Origin of the sequence: Chryseobacterium sp. C3 (genome assembly GCF_014218905.1) — a bacterium.
GTDB classification, from domain to species: domain Bacteria; phylum Bacteroidota; class Bacteroidia; order Flavobacteriales; family Weeksellaceae; genus Chryseobacterium; species Chryseobacterium mucoviscidosis.
Window position 1 is genome coordinate 40,191 of record NZ_JACLCU010000007.1, and the last position, 24,209, is coordinate 64,399.

Annotated in this window: 25 protein-coding genes and 1 pseudogene; 3 read left to right on the plus strand and 23 right to left on the minus strand. The window is 33.3% G+C overall.

What is annotated here, in order from left to right:
- Nucleotides 1–73: 73 nt before the first annotated feature.
- Both H6W53_RS15725 and H6W53_RS15730 read right to left on the minus strand, forming a co-directional pair.
- A complete protein-coding gene (locus H6W53_RS15725) occupies nt 74–718 on the minus strand; it encodes a hypothetical protein (protein WP_185208166.1) in 645 nt (214 codons plus the stop codon).
- A 185-nt stretch (nt 719–903) separates the two neighbouring features.
- Nucleotides 904–1,206, minus strand: a complete 303-nt coding sequence (locus tag H6W53_RS15730) for a winged helix-turn-helix transcriptional regulator (RefSeq protein ID WP_194304482.1) — start codon at nt 1,204–1,206, stop codon at nt 904–906.
- A 163-nt stretch (nt 1,207–1,369) separates the two neighbouring features.
- Here H6W53_RS15730 and H6W53_RS15735 point away from each other — a divergent pair, with 163 nt between their 5' ends.
- Nucleotides 1,370–1,600 carry a hypothetical protein gene (locus H6W53_RS15735; RefSeq protein WP_228457812.1) on the plus strand — a complete coding sequence of 77 codons (231 nt, stop codon included), beginning with the start codon at nt 1,370–1,372 and terminating at the stop codon, nt 1,598–1,600.
- Nucleotides 1,601–2,237: 637 nt separating this feature from the next.
- On the opposite strand, the gene H6W53_RS15740 is transcribed toward H6W53_RS15735, so the two are convergent.
- Together H6W53_RS15740 and H6W53_RS15745 are read right to left on the minus strand one after the other, a co-directional pair.
- Nucleotides 2,238–4,034, minus strand: coding sequence for a UvrD-helicase domain-containing protein (locus H6W53_RS15740; protein WP_185208168.1), 1,797 nt, complete (start codon nt 4,032–4,034; stop codon nt 2,238–2,240).
- A gap of 208 nt (nt 4,035–4,242) precedes the next feature.
- Nucleotides 4,243–4,419 (minus strand): SymE family type I addiction module toxin, encoded by a 177-nt coding sequence (locus H6W53_RS15745; protein WP_185208170.1) that lies wholly within the window; start codon nt 4,417–4,419, stop codon nt 4,243–4,245.
- A 96-nt stretch (nt 4,420–4,515) separates the two neighbouring features.
- Between H6W53_RS15745 and H6W53_RS15750 the strand changes: the two genes are divergently transcribed.
- Nucleotides 4,516–4,734 (plus strand): helix-turn-helix domain-containing protein, encoded by a 219-nt coding sequence (locus H6W53_RS15750; RefSeq protein WP_185208173.1) that lies wholly within the window; start codon nt 4,516–4,518, stop codon nt 4,732–4,734.
- Between the two features lie 79 nt (nt 4,735–4,813).
- On the opposite strand, the gene H6W53_RS15755 is transcribed toward H6W53_RS15750, so the two are convergent.
- The 9 genes and pseudogenes from H6W53_RS15755 to H6W53_RS15790 form a co-directional block, all read right to left on the minus strand.
- The gene (locus H6W53_RS15755) at nt 4,814–5,914 is read right to left on the minus strand and encodes a DUF3800 domain-containing protein (protein WP_185208175.1); all 1,101 of its coding nucleotides are present in this window, start codon (nt 5,912–5,914) and stop codon (nt 4,814–4,816) included.
- A 514-nt stretch (nt 5,915–6,428) separates the two neighbouring features.
- The gene (locus H6W53_RS15760) at nt 6,429–7,187 is read right to left on the minus strand and encodes a glycosyltransferase (protein WP_185208177.1); all 759 of its coding nucleotides are present in this window, start codon (nt 7,185–7,187) and stop codon (nt 6,429–6,431) included.
- Nucleotides 7,127–7,690, minus strand: a complete 564-nt coding sequence (locus H6W53_RS15765; protein ID WP_185208179.1) for a glycosyltransferase — start codon at nt 7,688–7,690, stop codon at nt 7,127–7,129. The genes H6W53_RS15760 and H6W53_RS15765 overlap by 61 nt, the downstream gene beginning before the upstream one ends.
- Nucleotides 7,687–7,986 (minus strand): hypothetical protein, encoded by a 300-nt coding sequence (locus H6W53_RS21550; RefSeq protein WP_228457813.1) that lies wholly within the window; start codon nt 7,984–7,986, stop codon nt 7,687–7,689. The genes H6W53_RS15765 and H6W53_RS21550 overlap by 4 nt, the downstream gene beginning before the upstream one ends.
- Nucleotides 7,987–8,031: 45 nt before the next feature.
- A pseudogene (locus H6W53_RS21730) lies at nt 8,032–8,310 on the minus strand (alpha/beta fold hydrolase); the annotation flags it as partial.
- A 365-nt stretch (nt 8,311–8,675) separates the two neighbouring features.
- On the minus strand, nt 8,676–9,755 hold the full coding sequence (locus H6W53_RS15775; protein ID WP_185208182.1) for a serine hydrolase domain-containing protein: 1,080 nt from the start codon (nt 9,753–9,755) through the stop codon (nt 8,676–8,678).
- Nucleotides 9,756–9,820: 65 nt separating this feature from the next.
- On the minus strand, nt 9,821–11,995 hold the full coding sequence (locus H6W53_RS15780; protein WP_185208184.1) for a UvrD-helicase domain-containing protein: 2,175 nt from the start codon (nt 11,993–11,995) through the stop codon (nt 9,821–9,823).
- Nucleotides 11,996–12,265: 270 nt separating this feature from the next.
- Nucleotides 12,266–13,165 (minus strand): hypothetical protein, encoded by a 900-nt coding sequence (locus H6W53_RS15785; RefSeq protein ID WP_185208186.1) that lies wholly within the window; start codon nt 13,163–13,165, stop codon nt 12,266–12,268.
- A gap of 123 nt (nt 13,166–13,288) precedes the next feature.
- Nucleotides 13,289–13,471, minus strand: a complete 183-nt coding sequence (locus H6W53_RS15790) for a SymE family type I addiction module toxin (RefSeq protein WP_185208188.1) — start codon at nt 13,469–13,471, stop codon at nt 13,289–13,291.
- Between the two features lie 268 nt (nt 13,472–13,739).
- Here H6W53_RS15790 and H6W53_RS15795 point away from each other — a divergent pair, with 268 nt between their 5' ends.
- On the plus strand, nt 13,740–13,991 hold the full coding sequence (locus H6W53_RS15795; protein WP_087707305.1) for a helix-turn-helix domain-containing protein: 252 nt from the start codon (nt 13,740–13,742) through the stop codon (nt 13,989–13,991).
- A gap of 361 nt (nt 13,992–14,352) precedes the next feature.
- On the opposite strand, the gene H6W53_RS15800 is transcribed toward H6W53_RS15795, so the two are convergent.
- The 10 genes from H6W53_RS15800 to H6W53_RS15845 all read right to left on the minus strand — a co-directional run bounded on the left by H6W53_RS15800 (nt 14,353) and on the right by H6W53_RS15845 (nt 24,193).
- Entirely contained in the window at nt 14,353–15,489 is a 1,137-nt protein-coding gene (locus H6W53_RS15800; RefSeq protein ID WP_185208191.1) for a DUF6236 family protein, read from the minus strand.
- A 373-nt stretch (nt 15,490–15,862) separates the two neighbouring features.
- Nucleotides 15,863–16,330, minus strand: coding sequence for a hypothetical protein (locus tag H6W53_RS15805; RefSeq protein ID WP_185208193.1), 468 nt, complete (start codon nt 16,328–16,330; stop codon nt 15,863–15,865).
- Nucleotides 16,330–16,788 carry a hypothetical protein gene (locus H6W53_RS15810; RefSeq protein ID WP_185208195.1) on the minus strand — a complete coding sequence of 153 codons (459 nt, stop codon included), beginning with the start codon at nt 16,786–16,788 and terminating at the stop codon, nt 16,330–16,332. The genes H6W53_RS15805 and H6W53_RS15810 overlap by 1 nt, the downstream gene beginning before the upstream one ends.
- Nucleotides 16,789–16,884: 96 nt before the next feature.
- Nucleotides 16,885–18,510, minus strand: coding sequence for a chaperonin GroEL (gene groL / locus H6W53_RS15815; protein WP_185208197.1), 1,626 nt, complete (start codon nt 18,508–18,510; stop codon nt 16,885–16,887).
- 74 nt (nt 18,511–18,584) lie between these two features.
- Nucleotides 18,585–18,941, minus strand: coding sequence for a four helix bundle protein (locus tag H6W53_RS15820; protein WP_185208199.1), 357 nt, complete (start codon nt 18,939–18,941; stop codon nt 18,585–18,587).
- Between the two features lie 47 nt (nt 18,942–18,988).
- Nucleotides 18,989–19,267, minus strand: coding sequence for a co-chaperone GroES (gene groES / locus H6W53_RS15825; RefSeq protein WP_029295711.1), 279 nt, complete (start codon nt 19,265–19,267; stop codon nt 18,989–18,991).
- Nucleotides 19,268–19,415: 148 nt separating this feature from the next.
- The gene (locus H6W53_RS15830; protein ID WP_185208201.1) at nt 19,416–20,306 is read right to left on the minus strand and encodes a hypothetical protein; all 891 of its coding nucleotides are present in this window, start codon (nt 20,304–20,306) and stop codon (nt 19,416–19,418) included.
- Between the two features lie 78 nt (nt 20,307–20,384).
- Nucleotides 20,385–21,107: a hypothetical protein gene (locus tag H6W53_RS15835; protein WP_185208204.1), complete on the minus strand. Its 723-nt coding sequence runs from the start codon at nt 21,105–21,107 to the stop codon at nt 20,385–20,387.
- A gap of 54 nt (nt 21,108–21,161) precedes the next feature.
- Nucleotides 21,162–23,546, minus strand: coding sequence for a M1 family metallopeptidase (locus tag H6W53_RS15840; RefSeq protein WP_185208206.1), 2,385 nt, complete (start codon nt 23,544–23,546; stop codon nt 21,162–21,164).
- Between the two features lie 68 nt (nt 23,547–23,614).
- The gene (locus H6W53_RS15845) at nt 23,615–24,193 is read right to left on the minus strand and encodes a HupE/UreJ family protein (RefSeq protein WP_185208208.1); all 579 of its coding nucleotides are present in this window, start codon (nt 24,191–24,193) and stop codon (nt 23,615–23,617) included.
- Nucleotides 24,194–24,209: the final 16 nt, after the last annotated feature.

Consider the following 24,209-nt stretch of genomic DNA (forward strand, 5'->3'; position numbering starts at 1 on the left):
CTCGCAATGTCACGGATTGGTAATTTCCATATTGTAAAATCACGGATTGCAAATCCGCGCTATCGGATAGTGCTTATTTCATTTTTGGTTCACTCTTCGAAAGTGTTACAAATTTACCATTTTCGTCAATTTTATAAATTGTTGTCGTAATCTCTGTTTCTCCACTGGATTCGTTATAATCTTTCACTTCAATTTTGCTTTTGGAAATCTCGCTTTTTGTCCACATCCAAGATTCCGCAATTTCGTCGTAAGCAATTTGCAATGTGTCAATTTTCTTGAAATTTTTGTCAAAAGTCACCATAAAGGTTTTAAGTTCCATTTCTCCATCTTGAAATGTAAATACAAATGTTCTGAAATTTTCAGAATAGGGTAATTCATAATTAACAGAAATATCCGTTCCGTTTTTAAGCCAATCTTGAAGTCCTAATTTTTGTATTTGTTCTTTTTTTAGCTTTTTATAAACTCTTCCATCAGGATGATTTTCTCTATATGATTCATCATAAGTGTCGAAAGAAGTTTCTTCAGATATTGGAAAATTCGCCATATCTACTTTCATAAATTTGATTTCATCAATTGCATCCGAATTTTCTTTTAATAAATCAGTTTTGGGTTGAATTTGATTTTTTGGCTTAATTTCTGTTTTTTCAATTTCTTGAGTTTTTTCTTTACAAGAAACTACTGTAATAAAGAATAGAAGTATTAAAATATTTTTTTTCATTATTGATTCATTTTATGTTTTTGTTTTGCGGTTTTGAGAGCATTACTGCTAACGGTTTGTGGCTTGGCGAAGGCAGGGCAATCGAAGCACTTCCGTTCGGTTAATGTACAAAAATTTTATAGAAGCACAAAAGCTGAAGTTTGCACTTCAGCCCTGCTTTTGCCAAACCGATGTTGTAGGTAGTTTTATTTTTCATCGCAATATCCTTTGTTGTCTGTTTTCATATGTTGTCGTCCCCATTGATACATACTGTCAATAATAGGCAACAAGGTTTTTCCATAGTCAGTTATATTATATTCAACTCTTGGTGGGATTTCAGGAAAAATAATTCTTTCAATTATTCCGTCTGTTTCTAATTCTCTTAACTGATTCGTCAAAGTCTGTTTACTAATTTCTGTTATGTTTTTAAGTAAAACACTATAACGATTTCTGTCTGTTCGTATCATATGAATAATACTTGGTTTCCATTTTCCACCAATAATATTCATACAATACACAACAGGGCAGTTACCTGGTGTAAACTCTTTTGTCTTCCTAACCGCTTTGTTTTCTATTAGTCTAAAATTTTAGCCTATACACATATTTATTGTTAATATAAAATTTTTAGTCAAAGGTAATAAATTTGTGGTACAACTAAATAAAATTAAAAAAATGAACAGAATAGCAGTTATAACAACAAAATACGCTTCTAATTATCCAGATGTGGATTTTGAGGCTTTGAAGCAAAAAGAAATACCAATGGTAATGAAGTGGAAAGAAGAAGGAATTATTGAAAACTTTTTTGTAAGAACAGATACCAATGGTGCAATGCTTTTTTTTAAAGATATGGAAATGGAACAAGTGGTTAATAAAATAGAAAGTTTACCTTTTTTCCATATTTAGAAAAGGTGGAATACATTGATTTAAATAAAATATTTTAAACTTAAAAATGTAAGTAATACAATATCAAAATTTTGGAGCATCAGAAGTTTTAGCTCTCAATAATATTCCTCAACCAACAATTGCTACGGCAGACGATGTTTTAATTCAAGTAAAAGCCGCAAGTCTAAATCCACTGGATATTAAAATACCGATGTCGCGGATTTGTAATCCGTGATTTTAATTTTTATATTCTGAAAGTATAGGTCGCAAATTTTTTGCGAAAGATGTTCTTGGTAGGTAAATGTCATGGGCTGTAAATCTGCGACATCTGGTCATCTGGAATTAATTGACAATCAAATAGGGCATTAAAATTTACTGGACTTCCAAACCGAATTTTACTTTCTCTTAAGACATCTTCTGTAAAATTGGTTAGTTTTAATATTTATATACAAATTGGGGAAGTTTTCCTTCTTTTACAATCTGCTTGATTAGTTCGATTTTTTCCGTATCAAATATTTGCATAATGTTGGTGTAAAATGGCAGCTAACGTTCAGGGGCTTGGCGTAGTAGCCGTTGAGCGTTGGCTTTGTGCGTTGGCAGACTATTACGCCAAACCCCTATTGCCTGATGTGCTTTTTTTATTATTTCAAAGTTTTTGTCAGCCATACAATTCTTCAAGTTCAAGTTTTTTAATTCGTGAACGGATTGCACCTTTTGTTCGTCCGAAATGTATTGCCAAATCACGAACATTCACGCCTTCGCAATACATTACTGTCAATTCTTGGTTAAGTTCGTCTGTCCAAGGTTTGTATGCGTCTTTATGTTTTTCTCTTACTTCGTCATAAGAATATGCTTTGCCATTTGTCTGTTCTTGTTTTTCTGTTTGCAGATTTGTGGTTTTGGATTGTATTGGTATTAAAAGTTTTTCCTTTTCTTCTTCGCTTGAAACTTTCATTATGTGAATTTGCGAAGAACGTGGAAATTCTTTTGGCATTAGTGTTTCAGGAATGTGAATACTGTTTCTTGTTCGTGTAACGGCAACATACAAAAGGTTGATTTCTTCATTTAGTTTGTCAGGATTGATGCTTTTTTCTTTGTCTTCTAAAAATTTTTCTAATTTTTCTTCTGAAATAAAATCGTTGACAAGTTGAATAGCATCGTATTCCATTCCTTTGCAACGATGAACAGTTGAAAAAATCATTTCTGCTTTTTCTTTGTCATCGTTGTCAATGTGCTTTTCTTTAATTGCTTTTATGATGTTTGGAATTTTGTTGCCGTATTCTCGCACAATTTCAATCATCATTCCAAGTTGAACGTCTTCGGTTTTTTCAACATAATCTTCTAATTCATCAAGGTTTTTCATTTCCTTGATTAGCTTATCTTTGATAAGGTGTCGTTTTTCGTTGTAAAGATTTAGAATGTCATAAAGCGAAGCTCCTTCGTCTGCATAAGTGTAAGAACTGATGTTGCCTTCAAAATAAATGTTCTTAACTTTTTTCTTTTCCATTACATACTCAATCGCTTTCAAAAGCAAACCAAGATTTGTTCTTCCAATTACCGCTTTTGATTTTACTTTGTCGGTTGTGCCTTTTCCTATTATTGAAAAATTTGGTTCGTTATTGATATGTTTTTTTAATCTCAAAACTTCCATTCCTAAGCTTGCAATGTCTTGACTGAAACGAAAACTTGTTGAAAGATTATAAGTTTTGAAATCTGCTTTTTCAAGTGAGTTCACGGCATAACGCCAACCGTAAATTTGTTGGTGCGTGTCGCCAAAGATTACTTTGGTTGCTTTTTGCTTAAAGAAAACGTCAAGCATTGCCGATGAAGCATCTTGTCCTTCGTCAAACAAAATGTAGTCGTAATGAAGTGTCGGGTTTGAAAGTTGAAATTTTTTGAGATAAAAGTCGTGTGTGATTTCAATTTCGCCTTTGTCCATTTTGTTTAAAAGTAAGCGTGTTTGTTTCTCAATGTAGTCGTAAAAGATTGTTACAAATGCTTTAGCTTTATTGTCGGAAACAGTTCCAAGATAATTTAAGTCCTGAATTTTTTGTTTGTCGCTGTTACAGAAATATGCAATAAACTTATTGATGTGGTTCGCAACAATGTATTCAGCGTGCTTTTCTCCGTTACCTTGCAAGTTAAGCAACTCGGCTATTTCGTTTGTCTTGTAACCTTGATGTCGGACTTTGTATTCGTGTTTGAAAACAATGTGCTTGTATGCAAGCGAATGTGCAGTTTCAACTTTTACGTTGTCAAGTCCTTTGTCCGTAAATTTTTTCTGTGCTTCTAATTTTACTGATTTGTTGAAAGCAAGGTAAAGAATTTTGGATGTCTTGGGTCGTGCTTTGGCGTATTCAATTATGGTCGTAGTCTTACCCGAACCCGCAACAGCATTTATTTTGATGTTGCCCGTTGAATTTATGATGTCATATTGTTCCTGTGTAAGCTCCATTTTTAATGAAAAAATCGTCTGAAAGATACGATTTTTTGATTTTTGTCCGTTTGTTTTAGTTCGTCTGTTTCTTGTTAGCACGGTCGCCTGTAGCATTGCAGGCAACATTTAAATTTACTCATTGCGTCAAATTTAAATTTATAACATGCGTCCAAGTATTTTATAACCAACTGATTTCGCAGATTTGCAAACCGTTACTTTAATTTTACTAGTTCGCAACAGTAATGGTGAACTTCTTTTTCTTTTGCTGGATGTGTACAGTTTTTCCTTTTCCGAAACCCAGTTCATCAAGCCATTTTCCTCTGAGCCTTATTTCCGGAACGATGATGAGTTGATTGCTGCTTTTCTGAAATCTTGAATGGATTTTTAGTTTTCTTGAATTCATTATTTTCGTATTTTTATATGACAAATGTATAAAAAAAATCAATTTGTCAACTTTTTGTATGACAAATTTGTAAGCGAATTAGCTGACATTTGAATTATGACGAGAGAACAGCTAAAGACAGAATTGGGTAAAAGAATTATTATGCTTCGAGAACAGAAAGGGTGGAGCCAGTCGGATTTTGCCCGTGCCTGTAATAAAGACCGACAGGCAATTGAAAAATTGGAAAACGGAAAAGTAAATCCTACACTTTATACTTTACTGGAATTGGCTATTGCTTTGGAAATTTCTCTTTCAGAACTGGTGGATTTAAAATAATATTATTTCTCACGGATCGTAAATTCGCGGAAATAGGTTATGAAAAACAGTATTTGCCCCGTTTTTTGCCAATACAATGTTAGGCATAGTTTTTTATCATTGTAATTTTTCGCCCCTCATCATTACTAATTGTCAAATGAATAAAGGCTTTATTTTTTTCTTCAGATTTTTCTAAAACATTGTAAAATAAACTTAGGGTCTTTTGTTGTGTTTTGTTAATTGTAATTAATTCATTTTGGATTTCTTCAATACCACTTTCATTTATGTAATTGTAAAATTTTCCAATTATACCTACAATTATGTCTGATAATTGAATATATAAATTTTCTTTTGAGTCGATGAATTTATAATTTTCAATTTTTTTACCTGCATAAGTCATATTTAAATTTTCGATTATTGGCTCCACAGAATCCTCCTTATCAAAAAAGTGTTCAGAGTTTAGGAAAAGATAAATATTTCTTGCATAGAAAAGGGAAAAATTCTCTATTAATTGGTGACTTTTTTCATTCATTATAAAAACAAGTTCTTTAGAATCTTTACTTTTTCTTAATAGCATTAATATAGTTCTGTTACCGATACTATTGGGCTCTTTTTCAAAAATTGTTATGATATTTTTAATAAAATCATTAATTCTATCTTTTTGAAGATTAGGAAATTGATATTCATAAAAAAGTTCGATAAATATCTTTATGTTCTTCCTAACACATATGAATAAATCATTTTTTAACTCTCTATTATAAAATGGTGCATAATGAATATCTGTTGCGTCAATAAGTGAGTCAATGATGTCAACAATAGAAAAATATAGAAAATTTAAAGAAGAATAATGGATAGAAATATCATTTGAAATTAAGAAACCAAAAATAGACTGTAAATGAATTGAATTTAAACATTCAATAAAATTCCCTTTAGCAATATGCTTTAACTTTACTTCACTAATATTCTTTTGAAGTTTGAATGTTTTGAAAAGAGGTTGTAAATCAAAACTTTGTGCATTCTCAAAAACCAAACCTCCTAGTATGAAATTAGTTTTAATTGACTCGTTAAATTTATCTTCTTTTAAATAGTACTTACGGATATTATTAGTTTCGTCATAATAAAATTTTAATTTATAATCCAAACCTGTTAAATCAAATAAGCTTATATGCGATTCTCTAATAATTTTTGTTTCAAAATTCATATGAAGGTATGTTTGTCCAAAATTACGCCTAACTCTCTAATTTACGCATTGCGTCAATAATAATGTATATCAACCCAAAGAAAACAATTATTTTATTTTTAGACAATGGAAATCTTTGCAGCGTCTTCCATTGCAGATTATCTGTCTCTTCTATAAAGTCGATATTTTTGAAAACCAATGTTTCAGGGAAGTTGAAAGCGCTTATTTCCTTAAAAATATCACCTGCTGTCGCGGATTTGTAATCCGTGATTTTAATTTTTATATTCTGAAAGTATAGATTGCAAATCCGCGACATCTGGAAAATTTAGTAATAAAAATGGTATAATTTTTATGATTTTCATTTTTGCGTTTCGTTGTTTTAAGATTACAGCTAACGATCGGCTCGGCTTTGCGATGTGGCGGAATTTTAGCACAAAAGTTCAATAGAATTACTGCTATTGAACCTTGCACAAATGTTTAATAGAAGCACTTCAGCCGCCATATTGCCAAACCTATGTTATGTGCCGTATTAATTTCATTCGTTAAAGTATTTTTCAATTTCAGTTATAGCATTGTCAAGACCATTTTCGTCTCTGATTTGTTGCCCAACTATTGAAACATTATTTTCTATTTCCTTTATTTGAACTTTTTGAATAGCCGAAATTAGTTTGTCAGCCGATAAAGTTTTTACAGGAATATGTACACCTAATTTTTTTCGTTCAACAATTTTCCCCCAAGTTGGTTGGTCTGTATAAAATGAAACAATGATTACTGGTAAATTGTGCCTTAACATAGTTGCCAAAGTTCCTGCACCACCGTGAAAAACTCCTATTTTGCATTGTGGTAAAATTGTTTCGTGATTTACATACTTCGTTACAAATAAATTTTTGTTTGTTGGCAAATTGTCAAACTGTGACCAGCCTGTACAAAACAAAATTCGTTCATTGGTTTGCTCTAAAACTTGTGTCAAGATTTTAGAAAACTTTGCTGTGTTACCAACTCCATTACTGCCGAAACCAATATAAATGGGTTTGTCGCCATTAGATAACCATTCAGAAAGTTCGCTTGTTGTTTGGTCCAAAAAGTGATTTTCTCGTTTGTGTTTTGGAATATTTATAAAACCAGTTATTTTATGATGGCTTTCCCAGTCTTTTGGTTGTGGAATTAAAGACTGACTTAAACAGTACAAGTCCAATATTTTTTGTTTGTCAAGATATGTAACTAAATTCTCTTTTAGTTCAGGCAAACCAAGTTCTTTTCTATACTCGTTGGTGTCTTGTTTATGAATTTCCAAAAGAAACCTTGTGCGATTTTATAAGTGAGTTTATTGTACCAAGGAAAATTAAAAAAATCAAAATCACCTAATGGAAATTCAGCCGTTGGAACAACGGGTGGCATAAAATAACTTAACGCAACTTTTTTATTTTGTATTTCAGCAATAGCACTTACAATTGGAAGTGTCATTGAGTTAGCAATGATAAAATCAACTTTTGAAATTGCTTCATAATAGCTTTTTCTCAAAGGGTCTCTGTTGTCGTGAAGTACTTTGAAATAATACTTCATTAATTTTATTGAGTTCTCTGTCTGCAAAATGCTTTGTCCTTCTTTTGAGTTCATCATTGTTTCGGCATTTCCCCAAAGTGGCTGAAATGCAACACCAAAACCTTCAACAAAGTCTTTAAAGTCTTCCGTTGCAGAAAGGGTTACTTGATGCCCTTTGTCCATAAGTCCAAGAGCCAATGCGACATATGGTTGTAAATCTCCTCTTGTTCCGTAGGTAAATATTCCTATGTTCATTTAGTTTTTTTGTACAGTTTTACTATTTCTTCAATAACGATTGCTGGGTTTCTCTCCCAAACGTTATGGTCAGCATTTTTAGCAATTACAAAATTATGATTTGGCATTGTTCCCAATTCCTTACAACAATTTATCCATTTTTCCTTTTCATCTTCTTTTATCATTGGTTGTATATTTTCTGCCATAACCATTGTTACAGGTGTTTTTGAACTTAAAAACTTGTCTTGCATAAATTCGGCTGTATTTGAAAAGCTATTTAAAGCATAAAACAAACCTGGTTTATATTGTTTAATCATTTTCCAATCTTCCTCTTTTATTGTTTGGATAAATTCATCCGACCATTTTTTTGTAAAAAAGCAAGGTGTAGCAATGTCTATACAAACAACTCCTTTTACCTTTTTTATATTCCGATGAGTAAATAATGAAGCATAATAACCACCTAAAGAATGGCAAACAATGAATATTTTTTTAGAATAGCCTAATTTTTTTAAAGCTATTTCTAAGTCTTTTACTTCGTTTTGGAAGCTGATTTTTGTCGTATCAATTTCACTTTTTCCTAACCCAGCTCTGTCATAAGTTATTATTGTAGCTTTTGTTTGCTTATGAATTTCGTTTGTTATTGATTGTCAAACACTACCATCATCGCCATTTCCTGCTTCAAAAAGGATTGGTGTTCCTTTTCCTTTAATAATGTTAAAGTGCAATTTGTGATTTCCAACATTTATAAGTGTGTCAATTGTTTGAGCTTGTCCAAAATTGTAAGTTGTCAAGCAAATAAGTAATAAAATAATTCTGTTCATTTTCTCAAAGTATTATTGTTCCGATGTCGCGGATTTGTAATCCGTGATTTTAATTTTTATATTCTGAAAGTATAGGTTGCAAATTTTTTGCGAAATATGTTCTTGGTAGGTAAACGTCACGGATTAAAAATCCGCGACATCTGAGCTTCAATTGTTGCAAGGCTCTCATCTTCAACAAAAAAATCCTAACTTCCATAATTTTCCTTCAGTTTTCTCATCAACAGTCTCACGCCTTGTTGAGTATCCGGATTAAAAGAGTTGGCGAAAATAATATACGCTTTGTGCTTTATTCTGTCGATATGAACAAGACTGTAATACGTTCCCGCTGTACCGGAATGGGTAGAAAGTTCCTTTCCGTTCTCGTAAATATTAAACCATCCGATCGAATAATTCGGAATTCCTTTGTGGATAAAAGCATACGTTTTGGCTTTCAGGTAATTGTTTTTTCCTTCAAGCCCCTGAATATTAAGCTGAATGAATTTGATGTAATCTTTCAGTTTTAAATTGATATCTCCCGAAGGTTCTGTGTAATCCAGATGATAATCAAAAGTGGAAGGAACCGGTTGTAGTTTACCATCTTCCGTAAAATGTCCCCAAGTGTCTTTCTGCTTCTGATTTTCCGGCCACGATAATTGTACGTTTAATTTTAAATCTTTGTTAAAGACCTGATCAACCAGTTGTTCCCAGCTTTTACCAGTTACTTTTTCTACCATTAAAGTCGCTAAAGTATATCCTGCATTGGAATAGACAAAAGGATGCTGTTCGTCTGTCTTCATAGGTTCCAGCGTAAGTACAAATTCTCCGAACAGCTTTCTTTTTTCCTGATGCGTTCCTTTAAAATCCGGAATTTTGGGATCGTCTTCTCCCTGAAACGGCTGAATTCCTGCTTTATGAGAAAGGAGATCCTGTAAGGTAATATTGGCGTATTCGGGCTTGCTTTTCGGCTTCCATTCGGGAAACAGATCGAAAAATTTGGTCGTCCATTTCAATTTTCCATTTTCCACATATTTGGCAATCATAAATGCAGTCATTGCTTTGGTGTTAGAACCAATGTGGAATCTGTCGTTTAAAGTTGCCGTGTCCGGAAGATCAACTGAATGTTTTCCTAATGCCGCCATTTCCAGTGTAGATTTGCTATTGATTACGGCGTAGCTTATTTCCGGAATGTGATAGACTTTGCGAATAGAATCAGCAAAATGAACGGTTTTCTGCCCGAAACAGATAATTGATAGTATTATGAACAGAAGGGAGGTTATTTTTTTCATCGGTTTTTTGCTGTAACATCATTATATTTTTGTAACACGCAGGCAAATTTTAACACTTTGGAAATCTATTCTTTTTCATTGTTTTCAATTTCGTCTTTTTGTTCTGATATTTTTTGTCCACAATATGGACAAAATTTATGAAGTTTTTCTAATTGGCTGAAACAAGTGCTGCACAGGATTACCTTATCAAAAACCTGTTTAATTTTGTTTGTAGTTCGAACTGTGTATGCAGTTGGAATTTCTTTTAAGAAACTCGATTCATTTCCCTTTTGAGTAATTAAAAAAAGCTTTTCTTTGGCTCTGGTAATAGCAACATAAAATAGACGTCTTTCTTCTTCCATAAGCAGATCGTGATTTGCTTGTTTTATCACTTGGAAAATCCTGTCTTCAAGCCAAATATCCGGAAATCCACCATTGCCTTCCGTTAAACCAATAATGAAAACAACTTTTGCTTCAAGTCCTTTGGATGCATGTATTGTCTTACTCTGAACACGAATATTTTCATTTTTAAATCTGAAAAAATAAGGCGTAAACATCTTACTTCGTCTGTACAGAAATAAAATTTCATCATTGTTTATCCCGTCTTCTAACAGCTCTTTTACTTTATCTGTACAAAATTGCAGATTTTCGTCTTCTGTATTTCCTGCGAAAACAACGATCTTATGTTCGGATTTTTTTGATGCCTGAACGTCTTTTTCTACCTTAAATTTGTTGTGTTTAATAACTTCGTTGCTTGCACCAACAATATTTTGTGTGCTACGATAATTTAGATTGAGTTTTATTGTTTTTGCATTTGCAAAGTGTTTTTCAAATTCTACAATATAGCTCACATTTGATCCTCTGAAACCGTAAATACTCTGCCAATCATCACCAACGCAGAATAACTGGGTATTGTTGGTAAGTAATAATTTAATAAGCTCTACTTGTAAATTGTTTACGTCTTGAAACTCATCAACCAAGATATATTGAAATTTTCCTTTGTATTTGTTTGCTATATCTTCGTGATTTTGAAACAATGAAGCTGTTCGTGAAATCAAATCGTTAAAGTCAAGGTAAGATTTGTTTGTACAATAATGAATATATTTTTTCACAATGGGAATTGCCAACTCATAAAAAAAGCGTACACGTTCGTGTTGATCTTTCCCAGCGTTTTCTGAAACTTTATCTATGCAGATGTTTTCAACTTTTATCATATCAGTAATTCTTAAGATTTGTAGAATAAAATCTTTCACGTTTTCATGATAGCCATTAAATTCTTCTTTAAAGTTTATGGAAATATTTTGGTGATAATCTGATGGTAAACGATTTTTAACAATTTTGTCGAGCGTGTGATTGAACAAAGCAGAATCTTTTGTCATACTTTCAAAAGTCCTGATTAGCAAAAGATTTCCTATTTTAAACTGTTCTTCTTTATCTTTTGTTGAGTAACTTTTATTGCTAACGTGCTCAAGGTAAAGATTTGCATTCGGGATATAAAAATCAGGAGTAAAAGTAAAATCTTTAATGTTTAGCAAAGGTTCATATTCGAATTTTATGCTGTGGCGATAAAACCAATCTGCAATAAATTGTTCTGATTTCGAACGTACTTTTGTTCCGTTAAGTGTAGTAAAATATTTTCCGTCTTTGGGTATATATTTAGGATCTATTTTTTTTAAATGGATTTTGTCTATGATATAATCCAGAATATAGCGTTTTAGCTTTAACAGGTATTCTGTGTTTTCACATTCGTCTATAAGTAATTTATGCATTACTTCAAAAGCCGTTTCGGGAGCAATGTGTTTTGAAAGTTCACTCTCGTCGTCGCGCTTTTCGTCTCCTATTATTTTGAATTTGTTATCAAACTCATTTACACCATAATTACGTAAAACACTGTAACAGAAGCTATGAAAAGTTTTAATGGTAAGTCCGTCGATCCATGTGTATTTCTTCTGTTGTAAAAATCTTTCTTTTTCTTTGTCTGCAATACTTTTTTGCTTGTCAAAAAGTTGTTTTTCGTATTCACCACTTTCGTCTGCAGAAATGATAAGCCGGTCAATCATCTCATTTGTTGCGTTTTTTGTAAAAGTAATCGCAAGAATGCCGGAAGGATTCACATTTTTTTCTTCAATTAAGTAAATGAGTTTTTGCAAAAGTGTTTTGGTCTTTCCTGAACCTGCTCCTGCAAGAACTAAAAGTCTCTTATCTTCGCTAATAACTGCATCTTGCTGTTTCTCATTTAAAGCACTTAAATTTGTTTTCACTTTTTTGTTTTTAGTTTTTCATTGATTATCGCCTTATTTATAACGGTTCTTTATATTCCCGAACTTCAAGCGAACTGCAATAGTTTAAATATAGTAAAAAAGTTTAATAAAATCGGTATAGTGTATTTGTAATCGGATTAATTTCAGGACTTATAGTAAAGTGAAAAATATTCTGATATTAGTTTTTAGGTATTTTTACGAACGAGGTTCTTGGGTAGGGAAATGTCACAGATTTCAAATCCGCTGCATCTTTTTAAATATTAATAAAAGTTATTCTCTTTTTTTGCTAATGATTTCTTCAAGTCCGGGTTTACAGGTTAATAAATGCCATCCGCCAAAAACAATAAATATTCTGTCGTTGCTGTCCAATAATTTATCAACGGTCCTTAGTAAAAACTGGTCGCGTATTTCTTTGGATTTTCTTCCGATTTCCTGAAATTTCCCCACGGGTTCAAAGGGATTTGTAGGTTCAAGTTCCAAAATGTCGAAAGGACGTTTCAACAGCTGCTCATAACCGGATTTATAGAAACTGAACTTTTGTTCGGACTTGGATAATGCTACACCGCCTTTTTTAATGATATAGTTTTCTATAAATGTATTGTATCTTTTTTCTATTTCGCGGAGGTCTGTAATGTGCTGCCCTTTAAGTCCCCACATAAGGCGTTCTGTAATGATGTACGCCAAGAATTCTTTTTTAGAATAGCTTTTAAGTAATTCTTTAAACTCGAAGGAAACTGGCGGATCTCCGTCAACTGTTTTTATTTTTAAACTGTCACTCAGTATTTTGGTTAATCCAATTTCTCCATCTTTTAATAAGGCATCCTTTTTGGAAGTATAAATTTTCTTTGAGATGTCGCCTCCTTCATTAATGGCAATATTGGGTCTGAAGGCAAAAAACTTCTGTTCAATTTTTGTAAACATTGGATTTTCAATATCCGAATCGTCTGTGAGATGAGCTACACCGCAAAACACCACTGTTTTTTTACCGTTTGTAAATTCCAGAATGTACGGATTGGAAGGAAGTTGTTTGTTAGAATCCAGCTTTATGTCGAGATAACTTGTTGTAGTATAAACAGGCGCAACATCGTTACCTGTTTTTTTATTGAGATTTGAAGCGCTGCAACTTACAAGCAACACAGAAATAAAAGTGCAGATCAAGGGATGTTTCATAGTGATTTTAATTCATTGCGGCTGACTTTCAAATTTACACATTCGTAGATTTTACGCATACACAAACCATTGTTTTTCTTCCGTTTTTTAGAAAGTTAATAATTTTGTAGATATTGCGATGATTTATAATTTATCCACCGTAATGATAATCTTGTTTTTCTTCTGCTGAATATTCACCATTTTTCCTTCTCCGAAGCCTATTTCATCAAGCCATTTTCCTCTGAGGCGGATTTCCGGAACGATGATGAGTTTGTTGCTGCTTTTCTGAAATCTTGAATAAATTTTAAGTTTTCTTGAATTCATCATGATGTGTTGTTAAATGATAAATTTGGTTTTGGTTATTTGTTTTTACATTTTTTCTGGCTGTACAGGAGGAAGTTGTAAAAATGCCTGAACTTCCTGCCTATACAAACCAAGGGTATATGATAAATTGTGTTTTTAAATCTCTAAATAAGCAATTGATTTTATATTAAATGCTTTTATTCGACAAATATAACAAAAAATCACAATACTGGCATATATCCCAATAATATTTATTTTTTATAAATGCAATTTAGTTGAAAACATAGTATTAATGGATTTTCACAAAGACCTGCAAATTTTGATAGGAAAGCGTATTTCTGAAATTAGAATGAAAAATAACCAAACTCAACAAGATTTAGAATTTCTAACAGGTATTGATTCGGCAGAAGTAAGTAAATATGAAAAAGGAAAAAGAAATCTAACTTTGAAAACTATGATAAAGTTTGCCGTAGCATTACAAATTCATCCAAAAGAATTATTTGATTTTGACTTTGATATAGAAAAGTATAAAATTGATGAGTAAACCTCGATATCGTAGATTTGCAATCCGTGATTTAAATTTTTATATTGTATAAGCGTAGATTGGAAATTTTTACGAATGAGGTTCTTTGATACGGAAATGTCACGGATTAGAAATCCGCGACATCTGATTAAATGTATTACCTAAAGAATTATTAGATTTTAAAATTGATTATAAATTCTGAAGACAATATATGATTATGTTAATCTATCACTTAACAAGAAAACAGAAACGACTAATTCATATAATAGAAGTTGGAATATACTATTGTTGGTTAATATTACAAATTTTATTTATTACATTATTTTACAAGACTTAAGTCCCATTTTGTCTAAATCATGATTAATGTCTTATGCCATTCTATTCACCATTTTCTTATACCTTTTATATTATCATTTATTTTTGAAAACATATTACTACCTGAAAGTTCAGACTTTAGATTAAGTAGATAAGATTTTGGATTCGCTTGTAATTCAAGTTTTTCCTTTTTTACAGAATTAGCTGAAGATATTATTCCAAAAATAACCCCACCTGTTGTAACAATTGGCTTTGCTATATCAGGAATAAGCTCTGATAAAGATGCAATAGTTGTCGGAACAGAAATGCTCAAAAACTTATTTACTGTTTCAATTTTGTGTGTTTCATATAATTTTTCTAAATGTTTCGTTTCTTTCAATATCAATCTTGAGTAGTGGTTTAAGGCATCTTTTAATGAAGATGCATTATCTATATCTGGTATTGAGTTTGTTAGGTTGGAAATTTCATTAAAGAACGCTGTTCTTTCAGCAGAATAGTTTTCTCGAATGTCAATTATTTTGTCAAGAGGAACATCATTAATTCTTTTTGGAACAATGGCTTCAATAAGAAGATTTCCTAAACGATATTCGAATTGGTTTTTATAATCGGAGTTAATTTTGTCTTCAAATTGAATGGATGCTGAAAAAGAGTGTTCAACATCCGTTACTATAGGGAGAGTTTTTTTCTTTGAAATTGATTTTGCAAGGTAGGCCATATATAGTAGCCCAATTTCATTATCAATTTTCACCCAATTTTCCCATTCATTTTCACCAGGAACTGCGATACCAATTTCAAATAAATATTCTTTCATTCGTGGGTCAATCTTCATTACATGAATATATGTGCCACTTGACTTAGCCATGTCTGAATAAAAATTTCTCCTTTCATAATAATCTCTCCTATAATCTCGTCTATGTTTTTCTCTTTTAAAGTATCTATCGTGAAAAAAATGGTCGGATTCGAGAATATGTCTTAACTGGTCACTAAACTGATTAAAAGCATTTGATGTGTCATAATTTTCAGGATGATAATCTTCAATAAACCCAGTATGATATTTTATACTCGTTATATCTTCATTGTCAGAAGGCTCAACAGAACTTGGAACTATTCTTGAAATTTTGTCCCAAAAAAGTAAAGAATGCTTAACCCAATTTTTATTTGTGAGATTAATATGCGGGTAGTAAAGTGCATGTCCGAAACTCATATATTTATTAGTTTAATGGTTATCTGTTTGCGTCAGCGAAGTTTTCCAAGCACTACCGCTGACATGTAAATTTACGCATTGCACAAAATTTATCTGTATAAATAATACGCGTATGCGTCTATAATTTTTTCTATTAAGAATGTCGAATATTGATTAGTTCTTATAAAATGATGAAAGTTTATATCTGGCTAATTATAATTGCTTCTAAAAATAAAAATAAGGAAGGGAAATGAGAAGTTAATTGATATTGTTTCATGATTTTATTAATTAGTTTTCTCAAATATAATTAAAAAAATAATACAAAATAAAACCCGCTCTGAAAATCAGAACGGTTTAATGTTTTTGGTACGAGCGAAAGGCTCGCAAAAGCTGGTTATTTCTCAATGATATTTTGTTTAAACTTATCGATCTCTTTATCAACTTGCAATATTATATAGTACAGTTGAGTATATTTTTCTATAAGATCTGAAGAGTTATTATTTAGTTTTGAAACTTCCTCTATTTTCTCTTGTAAATTACTAATGTAATTGTTAAGATTAGCTGAATTTTCTTTTTCTATGTCGTTACTAATTTCATGAATTTTTTCGTAATAATCATTAACAAAATTATTTATATCAGATAAGTTTATACCTTTAGGTACTTTATTTTTCAAAGCAATTTTTTTAACTTGATATATTGTTGTTTTAGCTTTTTCATTAATATTTGAATATTTAACAACTTTAAATTTAGAAAAAATTTCTTTTTTTGTTTTACGTATAATCCTCACATTAAATAGTGACCACACTGCACCGGAAATCGAAATTACTGAGGAGACGACTCCTAATTTTATTGTCCAATCCATTAGATAAGATACATGTAATTAATGTCAAAATCTCGGGTTATTCCGCTTGCTTCAATTGGATGTTGCATTGGTTCTAATAATTTGTCCCAAAATTCTTGATCAAAACTATCTCTTAAAAACATGTATCTAAAAACTGAAATTAATGTGCTTCTAGAAATTCCCATTACAGGATTTGTTCGACATTCGTAATGTTTTTCATATTCATAGAAGTTATAATATTTTTTCTTTAACCATTCACTGTCGGCATAATTTGTAATTTCATCGACTTGTTCTTTAGTTATAGAAAAATATGGCTGTAAATCTTCATGTAAATTGTTTTCCTCTAATAAAGGATAAAGTTTTTGATACCATGCATAAGCGTAATCATTTGGAATCAAATTACTTGTTGCAGGATTTAATTTAGTTTGAAGAATTTGAAACCTTTGTAAATTAAATATTGCTTTTCCAATCTCTTTCATTTTGTTAGTTTTTTATTAATTATTTATTTTATTTGAAAATAAAACCGCTCTGAAAATCAGAACGGTTAGTATATAAATTGTCTTGGCGACACGCCATTACATCATTCCTGGCATTCCTCCGCCCATTGGCATGGCCGGTTCGTCTTTTTTCACTTCAGTGATCACACATTCTGTGGTTAATAACATTCCGGATACGGAAGCTGCGTTTTCAAGGGCAACTCTTGTTACTTTCGTAGGGTCAATGATTCCAGCTTCAAGCATGTTGACATACTCGCCTGTTTTTGCGTTGTACCCGAAGTCTCCTTGTCCTTCTGCTACTTTCGCAACGATTACAGAGCCTTCACCACCAGCATTGGCAACGATTTGTCTCAATGGCTCTTCGATCGCTCTTTTTACGATCTTGATTCCTGTATTTTCGTCTGCATTTGCACCGGAAAGGCTTTCCAAAGAAGCGATTGCTCTTACCAAAGCAACACCACCACCTGCAACAATACCTTCTTCTACAGCAGCTCTTGTTGCGTGAAGCGCATCATCCACTCTGTCTTTTTTCTCTTTCATTTCCACTTCAGAAGCAGCACCTACGTAAAGTACGGCAACACCTCCTGCTAATTTAGCCAGTCTTTCCTGAAGTTTCTCTCTGTCGTAGTCAGAAGTAGTCGTTTCCATCTGAGCTTTGATCTGTGCAACTCTTCCCTTGATTTTGCTGTCGTCACCACCACCATTTACAATCGTAGTGTTGTCTTTATCGATAGAAACTTTTTCAGCAGTTCCCAACATATCCAAAGAGATGTTTTCCATTGTGAAACCTTGCTCTTCAGAAATTACCTGTCCTCCTGTTAAGATTGCAATATCTTCCAACATTGCTTTTCTTCTGTCTCCGAATCCAGGCGCTTTTACCGCAGCAATTTTAAGAGAACCTCTTAATTTGTTTACCACTAAAGTTGCCAAAGCTTCTCCTTCAACCTCTTCAGAGATAATTAATAAAGATTTTCCTCCCTGAGCGATTGGTTCAAGAACAGGAAGCAATTCTTTCATGGAAGAGATTTTCTTCTCAACTAAAAGGATGTATGGATTTTCAAGTTCAGCCAACATTTTTTCAGGATTCGTCACGAAATACGGCGACTGATACCCTCTGTCGAACTGCATTCCTTCTACAACATCTACGGTTGTATCGATTCCTTTAGCTTCTTCTACTGTGATAACTCCTTCTTTACCTACTTTTCCGAACGCTTCAGCGATTAAAGCACCGATTGTTTCGTCGTTGTTCGCAGAAACAGAAGCTACCTGCTTCACTTTATCTGTAGAATCTCCAACTTCCTGAGACTGAGCTTTTAAGTTTTCAACCACTGTTGCAACCGCTTTATCGATTCCTCTTTTCAAATCCATTGGGTTTGCACCTGCAGCTACGTTTTTAAGACCTTCTCTTACGATAGCCTGTGCCAGAACAGTAGCGGTAGTAGTACCGTCTCCTGCGATATCATTGGTTTTGGAAGCCACTTCTTTTACCATTTGTGCTCCCATGTTTTCTACTCTGTCTTCAAGTTCGATTTCTTTTGCAACTGAAACTCCGTCTTTGGTAACGTGAGGCGCACCGAAAGATTTTTCGATTACCACGTTTCTACCTTTTGGTCCTAAAGTTACTTTTACTGCATTAGCCAATGCATCAACACCTCTTTTTAAAGCGTCTCTTGATTCGATATCGAATTTTATTTCTTTTGCCATTGTTTTAAGCTTTTGGCGATTTGCTTTTAGCTTTTGGCTTTAGCAATTCGCGGTTTATTTTTTATAATTTGATTTTAATTTCCGTTAAGCCTGTTCCAAAGCGTGACAAGCTTTTTTTTTAGCAGGGTTAATTCTTCTGAAAGATTTTGATATTCATTTTCCTGAATGTAATCTAAATCTTTAGCAAGAATTAATTGGTTTTCTGCTTCGTTGGATGATCCCAGCGCAATATTGATGAAATTAGCAAACTCTTTATCTGAATTTCTTCCGCTTCCTTCCGAAATATTATATCCGATAGAAGCAAATGATCTCCTGATTTGAGAGGTCAACCCAAACATTTCTTCCTTTGGAAAATTTTTGGTTGAGGTATAAATTTTTAAAGTCAGTTGATGGCTTATTTGCCAAACTTCAAATTTTTTGAAATCTCTCATTTACTATTTTCAATGCTGGAAAGCCATCTGCCGGAAGCAAAAAGCTATTAGCCAATTATTCCTAGTAAATCTCCTTCTTTTACAATTAAATAATCTTTTCCTTCCAATTTCAATTCAGAACCTGAATATTTCCCGTAAAGAACTTTGTCACCCACTTTTACAGTTGTAGGCTCATCTTTTTTGCCCGGGCCAACTGCCACAACAGTACCTTCCTGAGGTTTTTCTTTTGCGGTGTCCGGAATAATAATACCTGAAGCTGTTTTAGTTTCTGCAGCGATCGGCTCGATCAAAACTCTGTCTGCTAATGGTTTAAAGTTTACTGACATAATATATTTAATTTTTTTAATTATTTCTGTCTTGAAATTCTCTAATTGTATGCCAACACAGGCAAAAGAAAATTTTGGCAGACTAATTTTTTTTGAACGGAAATTTTGGCAGAAAAAAAGTCACTTCAAAAATGAGGTGACTTGTATTTTATTGATGACAAGAATCTTCGTAATTGTCAATCAGTTTTTTATAGATATCAGTGTATATTGCTGATTTATATTTCATATTTATTTTTGATGCTTCAGCTCCTCTTTTACCTTTAAGTGCTGCTTTTCTTTCGTCATCGGTTGCTCTTTTCTTTTCCTTAAAAGTTTTATTGGAAAAATAATCGTTCTGTCTTGCTTCATCTACTTTTTTCAGAAACTCTGGACAGTCTGCTCCAACCATTTCATAGGCTGTGTAGAATTTTTTGTATAATGTTTTAAGATTAAATAAATCTAAGGGACTTAATGAAGGATAATCTACCGGCGCAATGGCAACGGTGTCGTCTGGTTTGCTTAAATAAACCATTACATAAGTTAACTGACAATCGTTTTCGTTTCCATTGGAAGCTGCGGAATAATTATTTCCAAAATCTGCCTTGCACATCATGCTTCTGTAACCATAAAGATTTATCAGTCCTTTTTCCATCAAAGGAAGCATCAGTACTTTCCCTTCGGATTCCAGTTCCTGATCTTTGTTGATTTCTTTTACCAGGCGTTTGTCCAGTTGAAATTGCTCCTGAGTTTCTTCATTTGTATACAATAAACTTTTAATATCAGAAACAGGGATTAATTGTACTTGGGTATCGCTTTTTGAAGATTTAAATTTTACTTCTTTTCTGTCTAAATTGGCATATTTAGGTCCTTTTCCCATGAAACTGAATGTTGCAACATCAGGAAGCATAAAGTCTTGTGCAAATCCTTTTTTCGTACTGCCGTCTTCCATTAGAATTTCTATGGGAAGGAAATCCCTTTTTCCTGTATAAAATTGCAGAGATTGTGCAAAAAAGTTTTGTGCTGAAAGAATAAACACCAATAAAAGGCTAAGTTTTTTCATGGATATTTTAAAGTTTTTTATCAGGTGCAAATCTAAAAAAAGTATCCAGATTCTGAATACTTTTAAAGAATAATCTTTTTATTTTACAGATTCCATAACCATTTTTCTTCCGTCGGAATCTATTTCCTGTTTTAAAACCTTTCTTGTTGAAGTATCGATGTAGTAAGTAATGACGGACTTTCTGTCCTGAATATCATCTGTTGTTTTTACGATCCAGACTTTATTACCTTTAAGATCTCCTTGGGTTACATTTTCCACATATGCTTTTATAACGCCTTTTTTAGCAGCCGGATTATAATCGAAAATCGGAATTTCCACAGATAGATTTTCTTTTAAAGGCATAAATCTTATGATTGCGGGATACGCATTGCTGTCAAAATATTCAGTAGAAATTTTTTCGTCGATAATGTCTTTTTTCTGTGTTTTTTTATCGAAATAATATCCTGTTGCTTTATTTTTTTCAAACTTAATCACCATGTCTCTCATCATATTGTAGGAAGAATGATGCATCGGCTGAAAATCTGAAATTCTAACCATCGTAGAATCCGTCCATGGTTTATCCGGAGCCTGATTCATCTTTACCTTAGTTTTAAGAAGAAGTCTGTTTTTGTCTAATTTTTTTACCTCAGAGGTTATTTTCCCGATTTCCATTCTCTTGTCACCTTTCGAAGCGTACCATACTGCATCGGAAATTTCATCTTTAATGTATTGCGATTCCGGTTTTACGTTACTTGGAACAATGGTTTTCTGAGCAAAAAATTGGGCACTGCTCATTATTAAAAGGATCAGAAATAGTCTCATGATTTTTTAACAATAAGTAGTGCCCTTTATGTAAAAGTTACAGAACTTTTCGGCTTATTTTTTCCCTGCAGCCTGCATCGGGTTTACTTTTCCGTTAGAAGCACCTCTTGCATTTCCTGCTTCTTTCTGCTTAAAGAGATCGAATTTGGAAACCTGTGCCGTGCCGCCGTCATTGCTCCAGAAATTGTTGGAAGTATCAATATCGGCAGTTTCTCTCATCGGATCAAGCTGAACAGATTTCAGTTTCTTTTCAAAGTAATACGTTTTAGAAACTTTCTGCTCGTTCATTCTCCAGATCTGTGCAGAAGATTTGTCGGTAAGTTTTGTTCCGTCCTCAAAAGTAAATTCTAAAATAATCGGCATTACCAAACCTCCTTTGTTCACGAAATCAATCTGATATGCGGTAAGATTTTTAAATTTATCTTTTTCTTTCTGCGTTAAAGGTTCGGTTCCGTCGAATTTAAAAGTGTATTCTTTGTTGTTATCCACTTTTTCCTGACCTCTGTCGTATCTGTAATAGAAATCCTGTGCTTCCTTGTCTTTATCTACGTAGAAAGTAATGCTTTTATCTTCTCTGTTTCTGATTTTTGAAATGTCTTCAAATTCGTTCAGGGCAGGTTTATCAACTTTATATTTATTTTCTTTGGCTTCTCTTGGAGCAGTATTCAGATCCGGAGTTGCAATCGTCACTTTATCAATCGCGATATCTACAGGATCTGTTCCGTAGAACCATCCTCTCCAGAACCAATCCAGATCTTCACCACTTGCGTCTTCCATCGTTCTGAAAAAATCTGCAGGTTCAGGATGTCTGAAAGCCCATCTTTTCGCATAGGTTTTAAAAGCTTTATCAAAAAGTTCTCTTCCCATAATGGTTTCACGAAGAATATTCAATCCTGTTGCCGGTTTGGAATACGCATTCGGACCAAACTGAATAATATTTTCAGAATTGCTCATAATCGGCTCCAGTTGATCTTTCGGAAGTTTCATGTAATCTACAATTGTCCACGCCGGACCTCTTTTTGAAGGAAATTTATTATCCCATTTTTCTTCTGTAAGGTATTCCACGAAAGTATTTAAACCTTCGTCCATCCAGCTCCACTGTCTTTCGTCAGAATTAATGATCATCGGGAAGAAGTTATGTCCCACCTCGTGAATCACAACGCCCAACATTCCGTTTTTAATTCCTTCCGAATAGGTTCCGTCTTTTTCTGTTCTTCCGTAGTTGAAGCAGATCATCGGATATTCCATTCCGTTTGCCGCTTCTACAGACTGTGCAACAGGATATGGATACGGAATCGTGAATTCTGAGTAGGTTTTGATAGTATGCGCAACTGCTTTGGTTGAATATTTTCTGTATAATCCATAAGCTTCTTTCGGGTAAAAGCTCATTGCCATTACTTTATTGTTGTTTTCAGGAATCGTAACGCCCATTCCGTCCCACACAAATTTTCTGGAAGAAGTCCATGCGAAATCTCTTACGTCATTCGCTTCAAACGTCCATGTTTTTCTTTGCTTTGAATGATTTTTCTCCGCTTTTTTAGCTTCGTCCAGAGTCACGATTTCTACAGGTTCAGTAGAAGTTTTAGACTTGTTATATCTTGCCAATTGCTCAGATGTTAAAACCTGATCATAGTTTTTACATTCTCCTGTTCCACCCACAACATGATCTGCGGGAACATTCATCGAAACTTTAAAATTTCCGAAAACCAAGGCAAATTCGCCTCTTCCTGTAAACTGGTGATTCTGCCATCCGTGGAAATCGCTGTATACGCACATTCTCGGATACCATTGCGTCATCGTGTAAAGATCGTTTCCTTCTTCAGGGAAGTTTTCGTAACCGCCACGACCGCCCATTTTCATTCGGTTCGGGATATTGTAGTTCCAGTCTACTTTGAAAACCAGTTTTTCTCCTTTTTTCAGAACTTTAGGAAGATCAATACGCATCATGGTTTTATTGACGGTATATTTCAAAGGATTTCCTGAAGCATCTGTTACTTTTTCAAGATTTACTCCATAACCATTATCGATTGCCGGAACTTCAGAAGCTTTCAGCTGTTGGTCTGTTGCGGCTTTCGGAAGGGTAGAAGAGAAAGGGAAGTCCGCTTTCTTTACCGTTGACTGTTGATTCTCATCAAGCTGAAGCCAGATATAATCCAGATCATCCGGAGAATTGTTGTAATATGTAATGGTTTCAGAACCTTTCAGATTCCTTTTGTCTTCGTCCAGATAAGCATTGATCTCGTAATCGGCTCTGTTTTGCCAATAGCCGTGACCGGGAGCTCCGGAAGCGGTTCTGTAGATATTGGGCGTAGGAAGAATGGTTCCTAACTGTTCGAATTTATTTCCGTGGTTGCTTCCAGGGTTGTTCTGGATATTCTGTGCGGTGAAACCTGTATACGCAAATACAGAAAGAGAAAGTATGGCAACTTTTAGTTTCATAACCGAAATTGTTTTAAAGATTTTCAAATATAATAATAAGTAGCTGAAAATTTGAAAATGTTTCAGCGTTAAAAAGGAATTCTTTCTAATGTCATCTTTAAAGAGAGGGCAAATACTCCGGAAGAGACAAAAAGGATCCAGTCTTTCTGATTTACTTTGAATAATTTAAGCAAAATAAAGAGCAGCATTAAAATCCCGAAAACAATCGCGATCTGTCCCAATTCCAAACCGATATTGAAGCCTAAAAGAGGAATGGCAATACTCTGGCTTTTGGCAATCATTACTCTTGCAGTATTCGCAAAGCCCATTCCGTGGATCAGCCCGAAAATTAAGGCTAAATAATAATTAGCGTTATTCTGAGACTGTTTTTTATTTCGGATGAGAATATTATTCAGCGAAGTTAAAACAATCGTGAGCGGGATAAGAAATTCTACCCAGTTTGAATTGATTCTTATGATATCAAAAGTGCTTAACGCCAAAGTAATCGAATGACCGATGGTGAAAGCGGTGACAAGAATTAAAACTTTTTTTAGATCGCTAAAAGAATATACCGCAATTAAAGCCAGAACAAAAAGCTGATGATCGAGTGCATCCAAAGAAATAATGTGTTCCCAGCCGAGGTTCAGATAGAATAAAAAATCCTGCATTTTTCCAATATTATTT